This is a genomic window from Actinokineospora sp. UV203, from assembly GCF_056323665.1.
On the sequence record NZ_CM150484.1, the window covers coordinates 1,096,849 to 1,117,942 of the forward strand.

Annotated in this window: 12 protein-coding genes; 4 read left to right on the forward strand and 8 right to left on the reverse strand. The window is 70.2% G+C overall.

The features are described from left to right. Positions 1-8: 8 nt before the first annotated feature. The 4 genes from ACUZ2Y_RS05030 (at position 9) to ACUZ2Y_RS05045 (ending at position 10,901) form a co-directional block, all read left to right on the forward strand. Complete coding sequence (locus ACUZ2Y_RS05030; protein ID WP_476327358.1) at positions 9-692, forward strand: copper homeostasis protein CutC; 684 nt, start codon at positions 9-11, stop codon at positions 690-692. 750 nt (positions 693-1,442) lie between these two features. After that, on the forward strand, positions 1,443-9,881 hold the full coding sequence (locus tag ACUZ2Y_RS05035; RefSeq protein WP_476327360.1) for a SpvB/TcaC N-terminal domain-containing protein: 8,439 nt from the start codon (positions 1,443-1,445) through the stop codon (positions 9,879-9,881). A 64-nt stretch (positions 9,882-9,945) separates the two neighbouring features. Continuing rightward, positions 9,946-10,437 (forward strand): imm11 family protein, encoded by a 492-nt coding sequence (locus ACUZ2Y_RS05040; RefSeq protein ID WP_476327362.1) that lies wholly within the window; start codon positions 9,946-9,948, stop codon positions 10,435-10,437. A 302-nt stretch (positions 10,438-10,739) separates the two neighbouring features. Next, positions 10,740-10,901, forward strand: a complete 162-nt coding sequence (locus tag ACUZ2Y_RS05045) for a hypothetical protein (protein ID WP_476327364.1) — start codon at positions 10,740-10,742, stop codon at positions 10,899-10,901. 5 nt (positions 10,902-10,906) lie between these two features. On the opposite strand, the gene ACUZ2Y_RS05050 is transcribed toward ACUZ2Y_RS05045, so the two are convergent. The 8 genes from ACUZ2Y_RS05050 to ACUZ2Y_RS05085 form a co-directional block, all read right to left on the reverse strand. Further along, positions 10,907-12,154 (reverse strand): ATP-grasp domain-containing protein, encoded by a 1,248-nt coding sequence (locus ACUZ2Y_RS05050; protein WP_476327366.1) that lies wholly within the window; start codon positions 12,152-12,154, stop codon positions 10,907-10,909. Beyond that, positions 12,154-13,434 carry an MFS transporter gene (locus ACUZ2Y_RS05055; RefSeq protein WP_476327368.1) on the reverse strand — a complete coding sequence of 427 codons (1,281 nt, stop codon included), beginning with the start codon at positions 13,432-13,434 and terminating at the stop codon, positions 12,154-12,156. Before ACUZ2Y_RS05055 ends, ACUZ2Y_RS05050 begins: the two co-directional genes overlap by 1 nt. A gap of 2 nt (positions 13,435-13,436) precedes the next feature. After that, positions 13,437-14,564, reverse strand: a complete 1,128-nt coding sequence (locus ACUZ2Y_RS05060) for an aminotransferase class V-fold PLP-dependent enzyme (RefSeq protein ID WP_476327370.1) — start codon at positions 14,562-14,564, stop codon at positions 13,437-13,439. Between the two features lie 69 nt (positions 14,565-14,633). Further along, on the reverse strand, positions 14,634-15,599 hold the full coding sequence (locus tag ACUZ2Y_RS05065; protein WP_476327372.1) for a proline dehydrogenase family protein: 966 nt from the start codon (positions 15,597-15,599) through the stop codon (positions 14,634-14,636). Then, positions 15,599-16,708 (reverse strand): fatty acid desaturase, encoded by a 1,110-nt coding sequence (locus ACUZ2Y_RS05070; RefSeq protein ID WP_476327374.1) that lies wholly within the window; start codon positions 16,706-16,708, stop codon positions 15,599-15,601. The genes ACUZ2Y_RS05065 and ACUZ2Y_RS05070 overlap by 1 nt, the downstream gene beginning before the upstream one ends. A gap of 89 nt (positions 16,709-16,797) precedes the next feature. Next, complete coding sequence (locus ACUZ2Y_RS05075) at positions 16,798-18,744, reverse strand: S9 family peptidase (RefSeq protein WP_476327376.1); 1,947 nt, start codon at positions 18,742-18,744, stop codon at positions 16,798-16,800. A gap of 79 nt (positions 18,745-18,823) precedes the next feature. Then, entirely contained in the window at positions 18,824-19,825 is a 1,002-nt protein-coding gene (locus tag ACUZ2Y_RS05080) for an enolase C-terminal domain-like protein (protein ID WP_476327378.1), read from the reverse strand. Continuing rightward, positions 19,822-21,081 (reverse strand): ATP-grasp domain-containing protein, encoded by a 1,260-nt coding sequence (locus tag ACUZ2Y_RS05085; RefSeq protein WP_476327380.1) that lies wholly within the window; start codon positions 21,079-21,081, stop codon positions 19,822-19,824. The genes ACUZ2Y_RS05080 and ACUZ2Y_RS05085 overlap by 4 nt, the downstream gene beginning before the upstream one ends. Positions 21,082-21,094 lie beyond the last annotated feature (13 nt).

Sequence of the window (21,094 nt, forward strand, 5' to 3'; positions counted from 1 at the left end):
AGGATTGATTGACCGGCTGTCTGCTTGAGGTCATCGCGCTGACCGTGACCGACGCCCGCGCGGCCGAACGCGGTGGCGCCGACCGGGTCGAGGTGGTCAGCGACATGGCAGCCGACGGACTGACCCCGGCTAACGACCTGGTCGAGCGCATGCGGTCGGCGGTGGACATCCCGCTGCGCGTGATGCTGCGCGACCGCTTGGGCTTCACCATCGACCGCGAAGGAGTCGCCTGCCTTGCGCGAACGGCGAAGCGCATGCGTGCGGCAGGCGCGGACGAGTTCGTTCTCGGATTCCTCACCGCCGACGGCCGGATCGACATCGAGGCCACCACGGCCCTCGTCGAGGGGCTGGACGGGGCGCGGTGGACCTTCCACCGGGCCATCGACCACGCCGCCGACCAGGAGTCGGCGTGGTCGGCGCTGCACGGCCTGCCCGGCCTCGACTTCGTCCTGACGGCGGGATCGACCGCGGGGTTGCCCACCGGCCTTCCCGTGCTCGCCGACCGCGCGGCGCGACCGCTGGAGGGAGTCAGGCTGATAGCGGGCGGCGGCCTGCGGCCCGAGCATGTCCCAGTGCTGCGGGCGATGGGGGTCGACGCGATCCACGTAGGCGGCCTTGTGCGGTCCGGCTGGGACTCCCCGGTGCGCGAGGACCGGGTCCAAGCGCTCCGCGCGCACATCGAGGAGCACTGACCCAGGTCAGTGCTCCTCGATACGCAGCGCTCCCGAGGGGACAGGTCGCGACGACCGCGCGGAGGTCTGCGGCCCGGTCGTCGTCCAGGGAGCCACCTCGGCCCCATGTCCGGCGAGATCGATTGGGGAAAGATCTCCGGGCGTTCCGCGATTCCGGCGATGGCACGGTCCCCTGTTCGCCGGCTACCAGTCAACCCGCGATCGGCTGTCCCTGCCGCTGTTCGACGTCACCGACGCGATCGCCTGCCACACCTGGGACGAGGAACCCTGCTCAAACGGCTGAGAGCGACGATGTCCGACGAGGTCGACGCCATCCTCACCTACGACAAGGTCCGCCCGTAGGTCATCGAGCGCGCCGTCGCGGGTTTCATTCCTGCGCACTACGCGGTTGTCAGTCGCCATAGGTGGTGGCGGCTCGCCTACCCGCCGACGATCACCCACGGTGAGTTGACTGGCCACTACCAGCCCGCTCGGCGGAACGCCCGACACCCTGGGGTTGCCTGCGACCCCAGCACTATCCATTATGGACTTGACTCGACGCAGGCCGAACTCCGGCCCTTGCGAGATCACCGTGTGTGGTGCCGCCATTCGGCGGAGACGTGAATCCGATTGCTCATGTTCGGTAACTCTCCCACGGGTCGTGGCGATGCAGGGTCGGGAGTCGTCCACTGAGGGAGTCACCGCGCCATGATCGTTCGGGATCGCAGACGTCGTCCGTTATCCGTCCGTCGCAGCGGTGTGGTTCTGGCGGTGATCCTCGCCCTTGTCGCCGCCGGGCTGACCCCGTTGCAGCGGCAGGACTCCGCGGCGCCCACCGCGGGGACCAGTGCGATCGAGGCGCCCGAACATCCCGAGGGCGCGTCCTTCAACCCGAACCAGATCAAGGACATCAAGGCGGCCGACCCCGGCGCCGGGGTGACCCTGATCGAGGCGCCCGGGGCGAACAACCTGGGTCAGGCCCGCCTCGGCTATCCGATCGAGGTGCCGCCGGGACGGGCGGGGCTGCAGCCGCAGGTCGCGGTGCAGTACAACTCCGGCGGCGGCAACGGGTGGACTGGCACGGGCTGGGACCTGGCCACGCCCTCGATCACGATCGACACCCGCTGGGGCGTGCCGCGCTACCACGGCGGCCTGGAGACCGAGACCTACCTGCTCAACGGTGAGCAGCTCACCCCGGTGGCCCACCGCGGCGAACTTAAGGCGCGCACCGCTGAGAAGGTGTTCCACACCAGAGTGGAAGGCCGGTTCAGCAAGATCGTGCGCCACGGCGACAGCCCGTCGAACTACTGGTGGGAGGTCACCGACAAGAGCGGCACCCGGCAGCTCTTCGGCGGCAGCGGCTCCGCGACCGAGAACGCCACCCTCACCGACGGCTCGGGCAACATCGCCACCTGGGCGCTGCACGAGACCCGCGACGCCAACGACAACTTCGTGCGCTACCACAACATCCGGGTCGGTGACGGCGGAGTCGCGAACTCCACCGTGCCTGGCGTCAACCTCTACCCGCAGCGCATCACCTACACCGGCCACGGCAGTGCCGAGGGCCGCTACTCAGTGACGTTCACCCGCGACCGTGAGCGCGGCGAGCCCCGCCGCGCCGACGTCCAGATCGACGCCCGCAGCGGCTTCAAGAAGGTCTCCGCCGACCTGCTGCGCCGAGTCGAGGTCAAGCTCGACGACCAGCTGGTGCGCGCCTATGAGCTGAACTATCGGACCGGTGCGTTCCACAAGACCCTGCTGCACTCGGTGTCGCGGTTCGGCGAAGACAACGCGCTGTTCAACACCCATACGTTCGACTACTTCGACGACATCCGCGACGACTCCGGCGCCTACAACGCATTCGCCGAGTCGAAGGGCTGGTCCATCCCCGACGACGGCCTCGGTGTCGGCCTGCGGGGCAACGGCGAAGCGAGCGCGCTGTCGTCGAGCACGTCCAAGGGCGCGGGCGGCCACCTCTACGTGGGCTATAACCCGACCGCGCCGAAGAAGGCGAACTCCGCCGGGGTCAAGGTCGGCTACAACACAGGCTCGTCCGACGGGCTGCTCGCGCTGGCCGACGTCAACGGCGACACCCTGCCGGACAAGGTGTTCCGCTCCGGCGGGGGCATCTTCTATCGCGCCAACCTCTCCGGTCCCGGCGGCGAGACCCGCTTCGCCGACACCCCGGTCCGGCTGAACAACCTGCCCGCGATCTCCTCGGAGAAGACCCGCTCGGGCACCGTCGGCATCGAGTCGTACTTCGGTGTCGCCGCCCAACTGGACTACGTGTCCACCACGACGAAGTCCGACCGCTACTTCGCCGACGTCAACGGCGACGGCATCACCGACCTGGTCAACAACGGCGGCGTTCTCTTCGGCCACCTCGACGCCAATGGCAATCCCGCCTACAGCGCCAACAGCCACGACACCCCGGTCCCGATCGGCGCGGGCGCGGTGTCCGGCACGATCGTCGGCGACCAGACCGCCGAGTTCGAGCGGCAGATCGACACGTTCCCGCTGCTGGACAGCGTGCGCCGCTGGGTCGCGCCGTATGACGGCGCGGTAAGGGTCAACGGCCGGGTCAGGCTCGTCCAGGACACCAGCCCCGAGCGGGCCGCCTACCGCTCCGCCGACGGTGTCCGGACCACGATCCAGCACGGGGACACCGAACTGTGGGCGCAGCGCATCGGGCCCGACGACTACATCGAGTTCGCGCCCACCGGGGTCGACTCGATCCAGGTCCGCCGCGGCGACGCGATCTACTTCCGCGTTCAGTCAGTGCTCGACGGCAGCTACGACCAGGTCGCCTGGGATCCCGACATCAGCTACGTCGCCGCCCCGGCGAGCAGGGACGTCAACGGTCTCGACAACAACCGCTATCTCGCCTCGCGGGACTTCACCCTGGCGGGCCGCCCGTCGCTGGTGACCGCGCCGCTGACCGGCACACTGCACCTGTCCGGTGATGTCACCAAGACCGGCCCGACCAGCGACGACGTCACCGTCGTGATCACCCGTAACGGCGCCGAGGTCCTCAGCGCACCGCTACCGGGCGGTGCGGGCGGCGCCGTCGCGGTCGACCTCGACATCCCGGTCACCGCCAACGACACGCTGTCCTGGCGGCTGAAAGCCGACTCGCCGATCGACGCGGGCGCCCTGCGCTGGGTGCCGCGCGCGCACTACACCGCGGCGCAGGGTGTCGACCAGGTCGTCGACGAGAACGGCAACCCGACGCTGACGATCAGCGCGCCGTACGACCTCGACGTCTACCCGGCGTCCACATTGACTGCCCCCCAAGGCTTCTACACCGCGGCGGACACCGGCCAGCTCTCCGTCCAGCCGAGCCTGGCCTTCGACTTCGCGGGCCAGACACCGGACGCCCGAGTTGTCTTCACCGTCAAGAAGCGCGGCGCGCTGCTGGCCAAGAAATTGATCGACATCGTCGACGGACAGGTCCCCGCACTGCAGCCGCTTAGCGTCGCGGTGACCGAGGGCGACGAGCTGTTCTTCGACTACTCCACTGTCGACACCTCGCTGCTGTCCAAGCTCACCGGGCAGTCCGTGACGGTCAACGGCGCCGCAGCGCCCAGCGCGCTGCACGCCGCAGTCGAGCAGGGCGCCTTCGCCCAGCCGTACCGCGGCTGGGCGGCCATCGGCTACCAGGGCAACCGCGGCCGGGCGACCAGCCCGATCGTGCAGGCCGACCTGGTGCTGGACGAGAGCTACCGCGACTCCCTGCCCGACGGGCCGACCGAGGCCGACGTCCCCGGCTTCACCGCCGACCCGAAGGTGACCGCGCCCAAGATCGTGGTGTTCGCCCCGATGCCCGCGCAGGGCCGCTGGGCGGGCGCCGACGACAACACCTGGGTCACCGCCGACGGCGCGGCCAGCTCCCGCCTGGGGCTCGACACCATCGACGTCGTGAGCGACAACGACTTCGCGGGCGCGACCGGTGTGACCCGGCGCGGACGGACCCAGCAGATCTCGACCACGCTCGGCGTGAGTGGGCCGGGCATCGGCGCGGGCGGCAGCGTGGCCAAGGGCCGCAGCACCGGCCAGGTCGACTTCCTCGACCTCAACGGCGACCGGTTCCCCGACGTCGTCGGCTCGGCCGGGGTGCAGTACTCCGACATGGTCGGCGGCCTGGGCAGCACCCGCGGCAGCGTCGGCGGCAGCGTCCGAGAGTCGCAATCGCTGGCCTACAGCGTCTCGGCGAACGCGGGCAGCCCGGCGCGCACCAGCTCGACCGCGCGCGGCCAGGACATTCCTGCCGGCGGCACCAACGCCAACACCGCCAAGGCCGGCACCGAGATGCCCACGCTCGGCGTCGGCGGCAACCTCGGCGGCGGTGACTCGGACACCGCCCACGACCTGATCGACATCAACGGCGACGGCTTGCCCGACAAGGTCTTCGAGAACGGCGATGCCGCGCTCAACCTCGGCTACTCCTTCGCGGGGCGCGAGCCGTGGCCGGGCGGTCCGCTCAACGCGGGCGAGACGAAGAACGGCGGGGTCAACCTCGGTTTCAACACCGACTACTACGGATTCGCCGGCGGTGTGTCCGCCGCGGTCGGGACGTCGAAGACCGACGCGAGCCTGATGGACATGAACGGCGACGGCCTGATGGACCGCGTGTTCGCCAACGGCGGCAACCCGGTCGGCGTCGCCATCAACACCGGCAACGGCTTCGCCGCGCCCACGCCGTTTCGCGGCAGCATGGCCGGGGTCAACGCCGACGCCAACGCCTCGGTCGGCGGCGGCGCGTACTTCACCTTCGGCTTCTGCTTCTTCTTCGGCTGCATCGTGTTCAACCCCGGCGCCGACGTGACCGCGGGGATCGGCCGCACCGAGGTCGCGCTGCGCGACGTCAACGGCGACGGCTACGTCGACCACGTGAAGTCCACAAAGGACCACGAGCTGGTGGTCGCGGAGAACCGGACCGGGCGCACCAACCTGCTGCGGTCGGTGGCCCGACCGCTCGGCGCGCGCATCGATCTCGACTACACCCGCGACGGCAACACCTACGACTCGCCCGAGTCGCGCTGGGTGCTGTCGCGCTCGACCCTGTTCGACGGACACCCGGGCGACGGCCAAGACCTGCAGGTGTCGACGTTCCGCTACGAGAACGGCAAGTACGACCGGCTGGAGCGCGAGTTCTTCGGCTTCGGCAAGGTCGTCACCGAACAGCGCGACGCCGGTGCGGGCGACGCGGTGTACCGCACCGCGACCAACGAGTACCGCACCGACAGCTTCTACACGCGCGGCCTGCCTGCCCGCGCGCTGACCGCTGACGGTGCCGGGAAACCCTTCCTGGAGACGGCGCACACCTACCAGCTGCGTGACGTGGCCACCGGCGCACCCGCCGACCCGGCGGGTGCGACCGCCACGGTGTTCCCGCTGCTTTCCCGCACCGACAAGCGGTTCTACGAAGGCCAACCGGTCGCCGGGAAGTCCACATACACCGAGCACGAGTACGACGAGTTCGGCAACCTGACCCGCACGTTCGACGCTGCCGACGACGGCGCGTCCGACGACGTGGAGACCCGATTGGGCTACTCCTCTGCCATCCAGGCTTGCCGCGATCGGCACATCGTCGGTGTGGCGAACTTCGAGGAAGTCCGGGGCACCTCGCCCAGTGTCCGCCTGCGGCACACCCAGTCCACAGTGGACTGTGTTACCGCTGACGTCACGCAGGTGCGCAAATACCTCGCCGACGGCGCCGCCGCGGTGAGTGACATGGAGTACTTCGGCGACGGCAACCTCAAGGCGTTCACCGGTCCGGCGAACAAGACCGGCCAACGCTTCCGCCTCGACTACGGCTACGACAGCGTCGTCGGCGTGCACATCGAGTCCATCACCGACAGCTTCGGCTACCGGTCGACCTCGACGCACAACCTGAAGTACGGCCTGCCGAACAGCACCACCGACCAGAACAACCAGCGGGTGCGGACGGTCTACGACACCGTCGGCCGGGTCGACGCCGTCACCGGGCCGTACGAGATCGCCGAGAACCGGGCCACCATCGACTTCGAGTACCACCCCGAAGCGGTCGTGCCGTATGCGATCACCCGACACGTCGACCGGACCGCGAGCGAAGTGCGTGCCGACACCATCGACACCGTGATGTTTGCCGACGGTCTCAAGAGGACACTGCAGACGAAGAAGGACGCCAGTGTCGTCACCGCGGCCGGGGCCGACTCGCAACAGGTGATGACGGTCTCCGGCCGCAGCGTCCTCGACTTCGTCGGGCGCGGGATCGAGCACTACTACCCGGTCACCGAACCCAAGGGCGACAACAACACCACCTTCAACCCGGCCATCGACTCGGTCCAACCCACCCGGCAGAGCTTCGACATCCTCGACCGGACCACCCGCACGGTGATCCCGGACCACACCGCCTCCACCATGGTCTACGGATTCGGCGCGGACCGCTCCGGCACGACCCGGTTCGAGACCGTGGCCACCGACGCCAACGCCAAGCAGCGGCGCACCTACGCCGACGTGCGCGGCGTGACCACCTCGGTCAAGGAGTTCAACCCGGCCGCGGGCCAGCCGGTGATCTGGACCAGCTACGGCTACGACCCGCTGCGTCGGATCACCGCCGTCGTCGACGACCGCGGCAGCACGACGACCTCGGCCTACGACAACCTCGGCCGTCGCACCATTGTGGACAGTCCGGACAGCGGCCGCACCGAGACCCGCTACGACCTGGCGGATAACACCATCGCCAAGGTCACCGCGAAGCTGCGGGCGGCCAACCAGGCGATCGAGTACGACTACGAGTTCAACCGACCCACCGCGATCCGGTACCCGACGTTCCCCGGCAACAACATCACCTACACCTACGGCGCCCCCGGCGCGGCGGACAACACCGCCAACCGGATCGCCTCGGTGCGCGACGCCGCGGGCACGGTCAACCGCGCCTACGGCCCCCTCGGTGAGATGATCAGGGAGAGCCGGACCGTCACCGCCATCAACGGGCCCGCGCGCAGCTACACGACGTCCTACCGGTACGACGCCTTCAACCGTGTGCTGCAGTTGACCTACCCCGACGGCGAGGCTCTGACCTACGACTACGACACCGGCGGCCAGGTCAACCGGGCCACCGGCGTCAAGGGCGCGTTCAACTACACCTATCTCGCCCGCCTGGACTACGACAAGTTCGGGCAGCGGGCGCTGATGGAGACCGGCACCGGCGTGCGCACCAGCTACGCCTACGACCCGGCAGACCGCCAGCTGGCAGGCCTCAAGGCACGGCTGCCCGACGGGCACGAGTTCCAGAACCTGACCTACGGCTACGACAAGGTCGGGAACATCACCAAGATCCGCAACGACGTCGCGCTGCCGCACGGCAAGCCGATCGGCGGACCGAGCGGGCAGACCTTCGCCTACGACGACCTGTACCAGCTCACGTCGGCCACCGGCGAGTACCGCAACAAGGACAACAAGCTGGACCGCCAGCAGCTGACCCTGCGCTACGACACGGTGCACAACACCACGGCCAAGACGCAGGTGCACGAGATCGTGGTCAACCCGGACCCGATGTCACAGCAGGCCGACGAGACGTCGATGACGACGGTGTCCGAGCCGGTCGACGCGAGCACGGACCCGACGCTCGCGCCGGTCGGACCGGTGGAGGAGCCGGAGGAAGCCCTCGTCGCCGAGCCGACCGCCGAGTCCTCCGCGCAGGCGGGCGGCCAGACCGTGCAGCCGCAGCGCAAGACGAGCTACTCCTACGACTACACCTATGCGGGCGGCAAGCCGCACGCGGCGAGCAAGGTCGGTCCGGTCGACCAGAAGTACGACCAGAACGGCAACCTGATCGACACGGTCAACACCGAGCCGCCCGCGCCGGGCAAGCGCAGGCAGCTGGTGTGGGACGAGGAGAACCGGCTCGCCTGCAACCAGGACCACAGCCGCAACACGACCGTGGCCCAGAACCCGAGCACCTGCTCGAATCCGAAGCAGCCGCCGACGGTGCGCTACGTCTACGACGACCAGGGCAACCGGGTGGTCAAGGACGCGGGGCCGCAGCACATCTACCCGAACCAGAACTTCAGCGAGCGCAACGGGACCGGGTTCAAGCACGTGTTCGTCGGCGAGACCCGGCTGGCCACCAAGACCGTCAAACCCATCGAGTCCTACGAGAACCACCAGTTCTTCTTCCACGCCGACCACCTGGGCTCGTCGAGCTACGTGACCGACGAGCACGCCAACCTGACCGAGCACCTGGAGTTCTTCGCCTTCGGCGAGACGTGGGTCAACGAGCACCCGGCTCAGCCCACCCCGGTGCCCTACCAGTTCGGCGGCAAGGAACTCGACGAGGAGACCGGCCTCTACTACCACGGGGCCCGGTACTACAACCCGAAGACGAACCTGTGGCAGAGTCCGGATCCGGCCCTGGACAGCTACCTCGACGGATCCCCCAACGACGGCGTCTACCAGCCGTTCAACCTCGCGGCCTACACCTACGGCAACAACAACCCGGTCCGCATGACCGACCCGACCGGCGCCAGCAACTGGAACCGGGTCATGGGCGGGGTCAAGCTGGTCGGCGGCGTGCTGGAGATGGCCGCGGGCGCGGCGGGCGGCGCGGCAACGTCGTGGACCGGCGTCGGCGCGGTGGCTGGTGCGGTGGTCGTGGTGCACGGCGCCGACGTCGCCGGATCCGGGCTGCGCCAGATCTTGAGCGGCGAGCAGGAAAGCTCGCTGACCAGCCAGGGCCTGCAGGCGGCAGGCATGAGCAGGGAGAACGCCGAACTCGTCGACGCGGGCGTGTCGATCGTCGGGTCGATGGGCACCTCGGCGATAGCCAACGCGCCGAGGGCGGTGGCGCCGACGATCACCGCGACCGGGGCGGTGGTGAAGCACTCATCGACGAGACTCGGGCTGAATATGGTCCGCGCGGGCACTGTCCGGCCCGCCGAGACCGCGGCGCACCATATCGCCGCAGGCGGCGCGGAGGCATCCCGGCCCGCGCAGGCCGTGCTGCAGCGTTTTGGCATCCACATCAATGACGCGGCGAACGGTGTGTTCCTGCCGCAAAATCTCCGGTCGGCGAACCCGACGGGTGCGGCTGTGCACTCCACGCTGCACACCGACAGGTACTACGCTGCGGTCAACCAGTTGCTCGGCAGGGCGAAGAGCCGGGAACAGGCGGTTCAGTCGTTGGCTTACATCCGGCAGAAGCTGTTGTCCGGCGGATTCCCGTGATCCGGAGGAAGTATTGAGGGTCTACCAGCCGGAGGTCTGTCCAGGCTTCGAGTGGGTGCTCCCGGTGAATGACACCGACCATGAGTATCTCTGGGGCCTGGACGGCACCTCGCGGCAAGCGGCCTGGCGACCGATCCCGGTCGCCAGGCTGTCGGTCGACGACGAGGGCGCCCCGCGCGCGGAGTCGGACCTCCCGTGGCTCGGCAGCCACGTCTTGGTCCTGCGTGAACGCGCGGCCACGGCGTTGCGGCCGGTCCTGGAACCGCACGGCGAATTGTTACCGCTCGACTGCCCGGACGCGGACCTCTGGCTGTTCAACGTCCTGACGGTGGTCGACGCGCTCGACGAGGAGGCCTCAGAGCTGATCCGGTTCGACGACGGCGAGATCATGCACGTCGAACGCTACGAGTTCCAGCCCGACGCGGTCGCGGCGGTCTTCAAGGTCCCGCAACTTCTACGGGGACCGCTGTTCCTCGCCGACGCCGTGATCGACCGCGTGCACGCGGCGCGGCTCGCAGGCGTCGAGTTCGACCAGGTCTGGGCAAGCCGGACCTGAGTGCGCCCCGCCCGCACCGACCACCCCTTCACGGTCAGCCCAGGGTTCCGGCCGCGACGGTCACGATCGCCCCGGTCTGGTCGTCGGTGTGCCGACACCCGCCCTGCGGGTTTGTCCTGGCGGGCGTGGACCGCGGCCGAAGGGGAACGGGCCGGGCCAGCTTGGTGCCTGCTCACCCACACCACGACCTGATCGGCACCGGTCTCGACCGTGTCAAGTGGACGGTCGTTCTTCAGGTGCGGGTAGGAACCCGGTACGCACGAAATCCGGCCTCGGACACCCAACCGGGAGATCTCCAGGTCGTGGCGGCTGCGCGAGTTGGATCTTCGCAGTGGTTCCTGACCACGGGCATCACCGTGTCCCCGGCGACGATCGCGCGCTTCCAGGGCATGTTCGCCGACGGCAACGCCCGAGCGGTCCAGCCGCTCAATGGCAGGGCTCTGGTGCTGCCTTTGTGGAACTGACCTCGTCAGATGGTCGGTGGATTCGCCGGGGTCAGGCGAACATCGAAGGCGAGCGACGCGATGGCCGACCGCGCGGCGGTGACGGCCGCCTCCGCGGTAGGGCCGCTGGCGCGCGCCTTCGCCAGCCGGGCGAGTGATCCGGTCAGGGTCGCCAGATCGACGCCGGGCTCGATCAACGCGGTGACGGTGGCGTCCGGCGCGCCGGGGTCGACCATCCCGACGAAGGTCCCGACCGCGGCGGGCGGCGCGTACCAGATCGCTTCGCAGCGGGATGCGCGGACGCTGTCGAGGGTCGCCCGGATGCCCGGCAGCACCCGCTGCCGCAGGGTTTGCCGGACCTGCAGGTCGATCAGGTCGACGCCGACCGCGTCGCGGACGAGGTCGAAGATGTCGTCGCCGCCGACGCGCAGGTGGGTCTCGATGATCCGGGGCCCGGCCGCGGTCATGGCGATCTCGGTGTGGGTGGGACCGAACGCCACTGCGAGGGCGTCCAAGACGCGGTGGAGGTAGCTCTCGATCTCCTTGCGCTCCACGGGATCGAGCGGCGCCGGGGTCACGTGCCCGAGCTCGACGAGGGTCACCGGATCGGAGTACTTCTTCGTCACCGCCACGATGACGTGCTCCCCCGCTTCGGAGAACGCCTCCACGCTGTACTGCGGTCCGTCGTGATAAGCCTCGACCAGGACTTCGGCACGGGTGACGCCCGCGAAGTCGCCGGACGCGGCGAGGAACGCGTCGGTGGTCTCCGACTCGGCGCGGACGATGCGCACCCCGCAGCTGCCCGCGGCGGCGACCGGCTTCACCACGAACGGGTAGCCGTGCCGGGCGCCGAACTCCGCGGCCTCCTCCGAGCTGGTGACCAGCGCGGCCGGGGTGTCGTCCACACCGGACTCGCGCAGCCGCTCCCGCATGACGTCCTTGTCGTGGACCGCTCGCACGGTCTCGACGGCGTGCGCGGGCAGGCCCAGTGCGGCGCCGACGGCGGCGGCGCGGTCCTGGTCGTACTCCCAGAACGACGTGATCCGGGTGACCGGGCGGACCGCGTGCAGCGCGCGGGCCAGGGTGACGACCTCCTCGACCGGCGCGTCCTTGCGCACCGCGAGCACCTGTTGGTGCCCGCCCGGTTCCAGCAGCCGGGGCACGTAGTCCAGGCGGCAGACCATGGTCGTGGTCACCGTCTCGTCCATCGCGCGCAGCCTGCTCCCGTAGTCGATCACAGGTCCGCTGCCGAACATCAGCACGTGCTCGGCCATCATGACTCTCCTTGGGCTTGTTGCCGTGCGACGAACGGCGTGACGGCGAAGACCATCGCCGCGGTGGCGGTGAGGAACAGGCCGGCCATGATCACCCAGCCCAGCGTCGCCGCGGGCAGGATCACCGCCGTCATCAGGACCGGCCCGAACACCAGTTGCGTGCTCGTGCCCGCGCTGAACAGCGTCAGGTAGCGGCCGCGCGCGTTGGTCGGCGACATGACGAATGACATCTCCCAGCCCGCGATCGCGTGCAGGTTCTCCCCCACTGTCAGGGTGATCACCGCGAGCACGGCCAGCACGACGGCGACCACGGTCCCCTGGCTGTCGGCGGCGACGAACAGCGCGCACGATCCGAGCAGCGCCACCAGCCCCCACCGCAAGAGCCGCAGCGACGCGGTCGCCCCGCTCGCGTAGCGGGACACGTAGATCTGCAACAGGATCGTGAGCACGGTGTTCACCGCGAACAGCACCGAGCTGACCATGCCGGGCAGCCCGTGCCGCACGACCCAGAGCGGCAGCAGGATGAACAGGATCGCGTCGTGCGACATCATCACCGCGTTGCCCGCGATGAGGACCAGGTAGCGCGGGTCGCGGAACGGGGTGCGCCCCGGCGTCTGCTCCACCGCGACCGCGGCCTTGGGCGTCGCCGACACGAGCCTGCCGACGAGCAGCATCCCCGCGCCGACCGACGCCAAGGCGAGCGCGCTGAACGCGAACGACGCCTGGAACGCGACCCGCGACGCGGTGAGCTGCGCGAGCCCGGAGAGCAGGAACCCCGCGGTGAGGCCGATGTTGTTGAATGCCCGCATCGACGCCATGGTGCGGGTGCGCGCGGCCTCGCTCTCGACCTCGCCCACCACCACCTGCAGCAGCGGCAGGCACGACCGGGTGGCCCCGGCGATCACGCAGGTGACCACCAGGTACCCGACGACCTCGGTGACGAAGACGTACCCGAGGAACCCGACCGCGCGCACCCCCATCAGCGCCACGTACACCTTGCGCGCGCCGATCCGGTCGGCCAGCCCGCCCAGCGGCACCGGGGCGATCAGCCCGGCGATGTTGGCCGCGGCCAGCGCGGCGCCGATGGTCACCGCCGGGATGCCCAGCACCGCGACGAAGTACAGCGTCGTCGCGGCGAGGAACAGCCCGATGGTGACCGAGTCGACCGTCGCGCAGTAGGCCAGCACCCGCCCGGGCCGGGTGCCGGGGACGAGCGCGTTGACGAACCCACTGACCCCGGACCGCACGCGGGAGGGCTTGGTGGGGGCGTCGACCGACACGGTCAGGCGCCCGCGCTCAGGATCTCGCTCAGCGCGCGGCCTGCCTCGGCCACGTCGTCGAGGCTGGTGTAGTAGTGCACCGAAAGCCGGACCGCGGTGTCGATGCCGCGCTCGGCCATGAAGATCGGCGTGTGGTCGCCCCGGATCTTCCACCCGTTGATCCCCCGGGCGCCGAGCTCGTCGCGGATGCGCTCGGCGGGGATGCTCGCGTGCCGGAACGAGACGATGCCGGAGTGCCGGGTGCCCGGCTCGATCAGCTCGACGGGCAGCTCGGCCAGGGTGGAGCGCAGCGCCTGGAACACCTCGTGCTGGGCGAAGGCGTCCACCGAGTCGAAATGGATGAGGGCCGCGTTGAACCCGAGCACCGCGGCCGTGGTGCGCTCGGCCAGTTCGAGACCGCGGGCGCTGGTGTCCTCGACGACGTACTCGGTCGACGAGACCACTCGGGCCACATGCAGGTCGTAGGTGTCGGTGATCAGCGCGGCACGCAGTTCGGGGGCCACGTAGGCGAAGCCGGTGCCGCGCGGGCCGCGCAGGAACTTGCGGCCCGCGCCGCTGAGCAGGTGGCAGCCGATCTCGGCGACGTCGACCTTGACCTGGCCGATCGCCTGGCAGGCGTCGACGGCGTAGAACGCGCGGTAGGGCGCGAGGATCCGGCCGATCTCGGCCACCGGGTTGACGATGCCGCAGCCCGACGGGATGTAGGTGAGGGAGACGAACGCGACGTCGTCGCTGATGTTCGCCGCCATCCACTCCAGGTCCAGGTCACCCGTGCCGGTGGTCGGGATGGTCTCGATGACGCACCCGGTGCGGTCGCGCAGCGCCAGCAGCGAGATCAGGTTGCCTGCGTACTCGTACGGCGTCACCCAGACCTTCTCGCCCGCCTTGAGATCGAGCCTGCACACCACGGCGCACCACGCGCGGGTGGCGCTGTCGAAGAACGCGATATCCTCGCCCGGCGCGTTGACCAGCGCGGCGATCCGCTCGTAGACCTCCTGCTGAAGGATCTTGTCGTAGTGCAGCTCGGTCTCGTAGGCGCCGTGCTCGACCTCGCGGCGCACGCAATCGACCATGGCGGTCGCGACCGACTCGGGCATCAGGCCCGCGCCCGCGGTGTTCAGGTGGATCATCAAGAGCCTTTCCCGGGGCTGGGTGTGCCCCTAGGTGTTTACCGCCGAGGGTTTCGGCGGCTGTTCGTCCTAGTAGTCCGCGCCGAAGACGACTCGGTCCGGGTCGGCGAGGTCGGCCAGCGCGGTGATCGCCATGGGCGGGTGTTCCGCGATGCGGTGCAGCAGGTGCAGCCACCAGTTCTCGCCGTAGGTCAGGTAGACGCGGCAAGTGTGGCCCGCTTCGTGGTGCGCGCGCAGCAGTTCGGGACAGACGCCGTGCAACATCTCGATCTCGGCGGCCCCCGCCAGCACCCCGGTCTTGGCGGCCTGGGCGAGCAGGGCCGCGTCGTGGGTGGCGAGCGCGACCCTGGCGCCCGCGTCGATGGCCTGCTGAGCCAGGTCGAGGTAGTGCGCGTCAAGTTCGGCGCCGCGCGGCAGCGCGATGTCGGCGGGCTCGACGTAGACGCCCTTGACCAATCGGATCTTCGCGCCGGTGGCCAGGATGGCGGGCAGGTCGTCGGCGGTGCGGTGCAGGTGGGCCTGCACGGTGATGCCGACGTTGGTGTGGTGCTCGGCGAGCTTGGCGAACACGTCGAGGACGTTGTCGACGAACCCGGAGCGCTCCATGCTGATCACGACGTCGCTGCCGTGCGCGGCGGCGGCTGTGAGGATGCGGGCGGTGTTCTCCAGCGCGAGCTTGGTGGAGAGCAGCAGCCCGACGTTGGACAGGTCGAAGCCGAGCTGCACGGGCGTCGCCGAGCGCCGCACCAGGTCTACGTAGCCGGTGACGACGTCCTCGATCTCACCCGAGTCGGTGATCTCCTCGCCGACCGCCTCGACCGACACCTGGTAGCCCTTGGCCTGCAGGGTGGCGGCGCGGTCGAGCACCTCGTCGGCGTTCGCCGCGGCGACGTAGCGGCGGGCAGCGGGGGCGAGCAGGGTCCGCAGCAGCGCGTCGGGTTCGGCGAACGCCGTGCGGCAGGCGGGATTGGCCGCCAAGGCGCGCAACGCGCGGCCCGCGAGGGCCGATTCGGTGTCTACTATGGACTGTGTCATCAGGCTGCCTTCCGGTCGTCGCCTACGTCGGACTGCTGCGTGTCCGCCTCGGCGGTGATCATCATCAGGGTGGCGAAGCTCGGGCCCACCCCGGGTGAGCCGCCCGCCTGCCGCCACTCGCGGTACTTCGCGGCGTAGCTGATCACCGTCTCCTTGCCCCGCCGCGACGCGGGAACGCTGAACACCCCGGCCCACATCCCGTCCCACCGCGCGTAGGCGGGGTCGTCGAGCAGCACCTCGTGCGCCCGGCGCAGATTCCAGAACGGCACCCCGGTGTTGAGGTGGTGCACCAGGTGGAAGCGGTCGTTGTGCCTGCTCAGCAGGAATCGCTCCCACAGCCTGCCGTGCCGGTTGCGGGTCAGCAGCACGCGCTTGGACTCGCCCTCGGGCAACGGGTAGTGCTCCGCCAGCTCCGAGAGCCACCCGATCGCGACGTTGACCGTGCACAGCGGGACGAACCAGAACAGCAGCAGCTCCGGCAGCGCGCCGAACCAGGCGCACAAGCCGATGATCAGCGCCCACTCGGCGATCAGGATGATCCGCTCGACCTTGAGCGGCACCGGGGTGGACACCTGGGGCACCGACGAGTCCGACCAGAACCGGTCACGGAACAGGTAGGCCAGGTAGGAGAAGGTCCGCAGGCCGATGGCGGAGAGGAACACCTCGCGCACCACGAACGCCCGACTCGACTTGCTCTTGTCGTAGAGCCCGCACTCGATGTGGAAGCGGTAATCCGGGTCCAGGTCGGGGTCCCCCAGATTGCGGTGGTGCAGCCCGACATGGGTGTTGCGATAGGGGCCCTGCAAGTGGAACACCAGGTATCCACTCAGGACAGTGCCACCAATCACGTTGAGAATCGGGTTGCGCGCGAACGTCTTGTGCGACGACTCGTGCAACAGGTGGGCCAGGAACCGGTGTGTCGACCCGATCAGGACCAGCGCCACCGGGTAGAACCAATAGGACACTCCGACGCACAGGGTCATCGCCAGCGCGACCAGCGCGAATTCGAACAACACGGCCAGCAGGCCGTGGAAGTTGTCCAGCTTGCACAGCTGCTTGAGTCCACGGCGGACTTTCGGCTCCAACCGGTCGAAGCTGAGTTGTAGCACGGAGTCCAGACCCTTAGGTCCCGTAGAGATCTCCCGTAACGGCATTCTCGGCTCCTTCCGATCGCGTGCGCCGCCGTGGCGGCCACGCGTCATAAATCTTCGGCGGGCGCGAACCCGAGGGCTCGGCCGTAGAGGTGCATTTCGGCCCGCAGGCAGCGGGCGATGGTCTCGGCGCGGCGGAAGCCGTGCCCCTCGCCTTCGAAGGTCAGGTACTCGTGCCCGCCCGCGCGGGCGGAGCGGCTGCTGCCCGCGAGCCCGGCCAGCAGCCGCTCCGCCTGCGCGGGCGGGCACACCGTGTCGTCGAGCCCTTGGAACAGAACGAAAGGGGCGGTGATTCGGTCGACGTGGTGCACCGGTGAGCGGTCGCGGTAAACCGCGCGCCGGTCGGGCCATGGGCCCACCAGCCCGTCGAGGTAGCGGGACTCGAAATCGTGGGTGCCGCGGGTGCGCCAGCCCTCGAGGTCGAGCACCGGGTAGTAGATGGCGGCCGCGCGGTACAGGGTGGGCTCGGTGGTCAGCGACACCGCCGCGGTCCAGCCGCCCGCGCTGCCGCCGCGGATGGCGATCCGGTTCGCCGCGGCGACCCCGTCGGCGACGAGGGCTCGGGCGACGGTCGCGCAGTCGGCGACGTCGACCACGCCCCAGGTGCCGCGCAGCCCCTCGCGGTAGGCGCGGCCGAAGCCGGTGGACCCCCGGTACTGCACGTCCACCACGCCGATGCCGCGGCTGGTGAAGTAGGTGATCTCCTGGTTGCGGATCCGGTGGCTGCGGCTTGTCGGCCCGCCGTGCACGAACACCACGTAGGGCGGCAGTTCCCCCTCGGGCGCGACGAAGTCCGGGTTCGTCGGCGGGTAGACGTGCGAATGCACGTCGGCGCCGTCGGGCCCGCGGTCGGTCCGGTGCGTGGGAACCGCGGTGCACTCGTCGTGGGATCCGGTCGGCGGGCGCAGCACCCGGGTGGTGCCCTCGGCGAGATCGACCAGGACGACCGCCCGCCGATGCCGAGGACCCGCTGCCACCACGGCGATCCGGGTGCCGTCGGTGGCCGGGTAGGCCCACTCGGTGTACGGCGTGGCGATGTCGCGCAGCGACCCGTCGGCGCCCAGCACACCGAGTTCGCGCCCGCTCGTGCCGTGGATGACCGCGACGGTGCCGTCGGCCAGGGGCAGCGACCACCGCAGTCCGATCCGCCACAGCGCTTCGCCGAACTCCTCGGGCCGCGAGCACAGCGCACGGCTCTCGGTGTCGGGTCCGATGTGGACGGTGTGCAGGTTCCACCAGCCATCGGGATCGCTGAGCGCGTAAAGGGTTCCGCCGTCGGTTCCCCAGTCCACTTGGGTGACCGACTCGCGCTCACCGCCGAGCACCTGCCGGGGCTCGCCGAGCGTTCCGTCGGGCAAGATGTCAGCGACCATCAGCGCGGTGCCGTCCCACGGCATCGCCGGGTGGTCCCAGCCGAGCCAGGCGACTCGGTCGCCGCCGGGCTCCACCTTGGGCCCGGTCATGAAGTCGTGGGTCGCGGCGAGCACCCGCACGGCGTCGGGTTCCGCGGCCGCGGAGCCGTCGAGCGGCAGCGCCACCAGGTGCCGGGTGACCTTGGTGCTCTCCGGGTCGAACACCGTCTCGCGTAGACACCACACCTCCGCGCCGCGGACCGCGAAGTCCGCGTAGCGCAAGGAGATCTCGTCGCTCTCGGGGCTCAGCGGCTCCGGTTCGGCGCCGGGCCGCCAGCGGTATACGCGCTGGTCGGCGTAGTGGGTGAACACGATCCCGTCGGCGGTCGGGCCCCAGGGCCTGCCGCCGTACTCGATCACCCGGCTGCGCACGTCCCAGCCGGGCAAGGCGTCGACGACGCCCGCGTCGGTGTGGCGCATGAGCGCGTTGCGCCCGCCGTCCTCCGGTCGGACCTCGGTCCACCAGACCTCGTCGCCGACGAAGCCCACCCATTCCAGCAGCGCCTCCCCCGCCGCGACGCTGTCGGCGTCGACGGGAGAGGGCCACGTGCCATAGGGGGCCGTGCTGCGGACATGGTCCATCGGTTGGGTGTTCCCTTTCGGTGTAAACAGAACCGCCCGCCAGTGGTGCGGGTCAGCGAGATCAGGAGGCTCGGCGCGATCAGTAGGCGATGCGCGGCACGCCGGGCACCGAGCTGTCGAGCCGGTAGGACATGACCGACGGGTCGTCGGTGAGCCAGAAGTGCCCGTCGAGGTCGGTCCACTCGCACAGGCCCGCGAGCTGCGCGGCATAGGCGATGGCGCGCGGCGGCTCCAGGAAGCAGCCGAGCATCCGGGTGGCGCCCCGCGCGCCGAGGTCGGTGAGGACCCGTCTGCCGGGCAGGAGTCCGCCCAGCCGCATGAGCTTGGTGTTCGCGCCGTCCGCGACCGCCACGGCGGCCTCGACGTCGGCCACGGTGTTGACGCCCTCGTCCAGGATCACCGCGGTGCCGGGGAGCGCGGCGCGCACCTCGGCGAGCAGGTCACGGTCGTGGACCGGGTCCTCCAGCACGGCGGGGGCGATCTCGGCGACCAGGCCGCGCAGCCGCGCCCAGTCCCCCGCTCCCCAGCCGCGGTTGACGTCGAGGATGACCGGGCCGGGCACGCCGACCAGGCCGCGCAGCACCGCGTCGTCGTCCGGGCCGCCAAGTTTGATCTTGACCGGCCGGACGTCGGCCGGGATCTCCTCGCCGATGGGGACGGTGTGCAGCAGCCGCACCTCCCCCGGCTCGGGCAGGTCGAGCAGCCGCCACACCGGCACGCCCGCGCGGCGGGCGGCCCGGTCGAGGAACGCCATCTCGACCAGCATCCTGGCCGGTCCGGACACCGAGGCGGCCACGTCGAGCAGCGCGGTGAAGAGCCGGTCCGACTCCAGCGGCCCGCGCGCGGACACGGCGGCCGCCATCGCCGCCGCCTCCTCGGCGATCACCCGGGCGTCCTGGCCGTAGCCGAGATCGGCGGCGATCTCGCCGTCGCCGGTGTGCCCGTCGCCGGTGTCGCCGACGGTGAGCGCGATGATGTCGACCGTCTCGATGGTCATGTGCGAGATCTCGAAGGAGCGCGGCAGCCGCAGCTGCTCCACGGCGACCGTGATGGCGCCGTCGGCCAGGGAAGTGCTCGTCATGCCAGGTCCCTCCGTTCCGCGGTGACCGGCGGGGCCACCGTGAACTCGACCGAGGCCGCCAGCTCCGCGGCCAGAGCGCGCGCGGCGGCCGGAGTGTCGGCGCCGACGACGATCGCGCCGACCCGGTCCTCCCCGTCGCGGAACTCGTTGATCACGTCGCCTTCACCGACGGCGAGCTCCGCGTAGACCACCGCGGGGTGGGCCCGGACCTCGTCCCAGCCGGTGATGCCGAGCACGCGGCCCGGCGGCGGGGCGAAGTAGCGTGACGCCGCCGCGCGCACCGGGGTGCGCGGGCCGGGCTCGGCGGTGCCGAGGGCGTCGTCGTAGACCAGGCCGTAGAGCTCGATCCCGGGAATGGCGTGTTCGAGCATGCGGTGGATCCAGCCGCCGCCGACGCGCACGTGCACCTCGCCGATGACCACACCGCGCGCGGTCAGCCACAACTCGACGTGGAAGAGCCCGAAGCGCAGCTCCAGCGCCTTCAACGCCGCGAGCACCTCGTGCTCCACGCGTTCGCTGTCAGCCGCCGGGAGGTCGGCGGGCAGGACGTGGCCGATCTCCACGAAGTGCGGCGGAGGCAGCTTCTCCTTGGCGGTGATGGCCAGCACGGTGGGCAGGCCGCCGAGGAACACACCCTCGACACTGAACTCGGGGCCTTCGACGAACTCCTCGATCAGGAACTCCGCCGGGTTCGGCTGCGCGGCCACCGCGGCCGCCAGCTCGTCCATTGTGGACACCTTGCGCACGCCTTCGCTGCCCGACCCGTCGCGCGGCTTGACCACCCAAGGCCCGGCGGTGCCGCGGGCGAACTCCTCGGCGTCGGCCAGTGCCGCGCACAAGCGCACCGCGGGCTGGGCGAAACCGGCCGCGGTGAGCGCGGCCCGGCACGCGTCCTTGGTCCGGATCCGCCGCACCGCGTGCGGGGAGTTGCCCGGCAGCCCGAGCGCCTCGGCCGCCTCGGCGACCGAGACCTGAGCCATCTCCCGCACGCCGAAGACGAGGGCGAACCCTCCTGCCTGCTCGCGGGCCCACCGCGCGACCGCGCCGGGGTCCGCGTGGTCCACAGAGGAGGCTCGGTCCGCGGCCGCCGCGACCGACGGGGTGGCCGCCAGGGTGGTCTCCTGGTTGGTCACGTGCGTACTGAGGCCGCGGTCGCTCGCCTGGCGCAGCGCCGCGATCGCGACGTCCACGCTCAGCGACATGTCACCCGCCCCGCCGACCAGTAGCAGGCGACCTGCTTCGCTTTCAGTGGTCATGCTCGACTTCTCC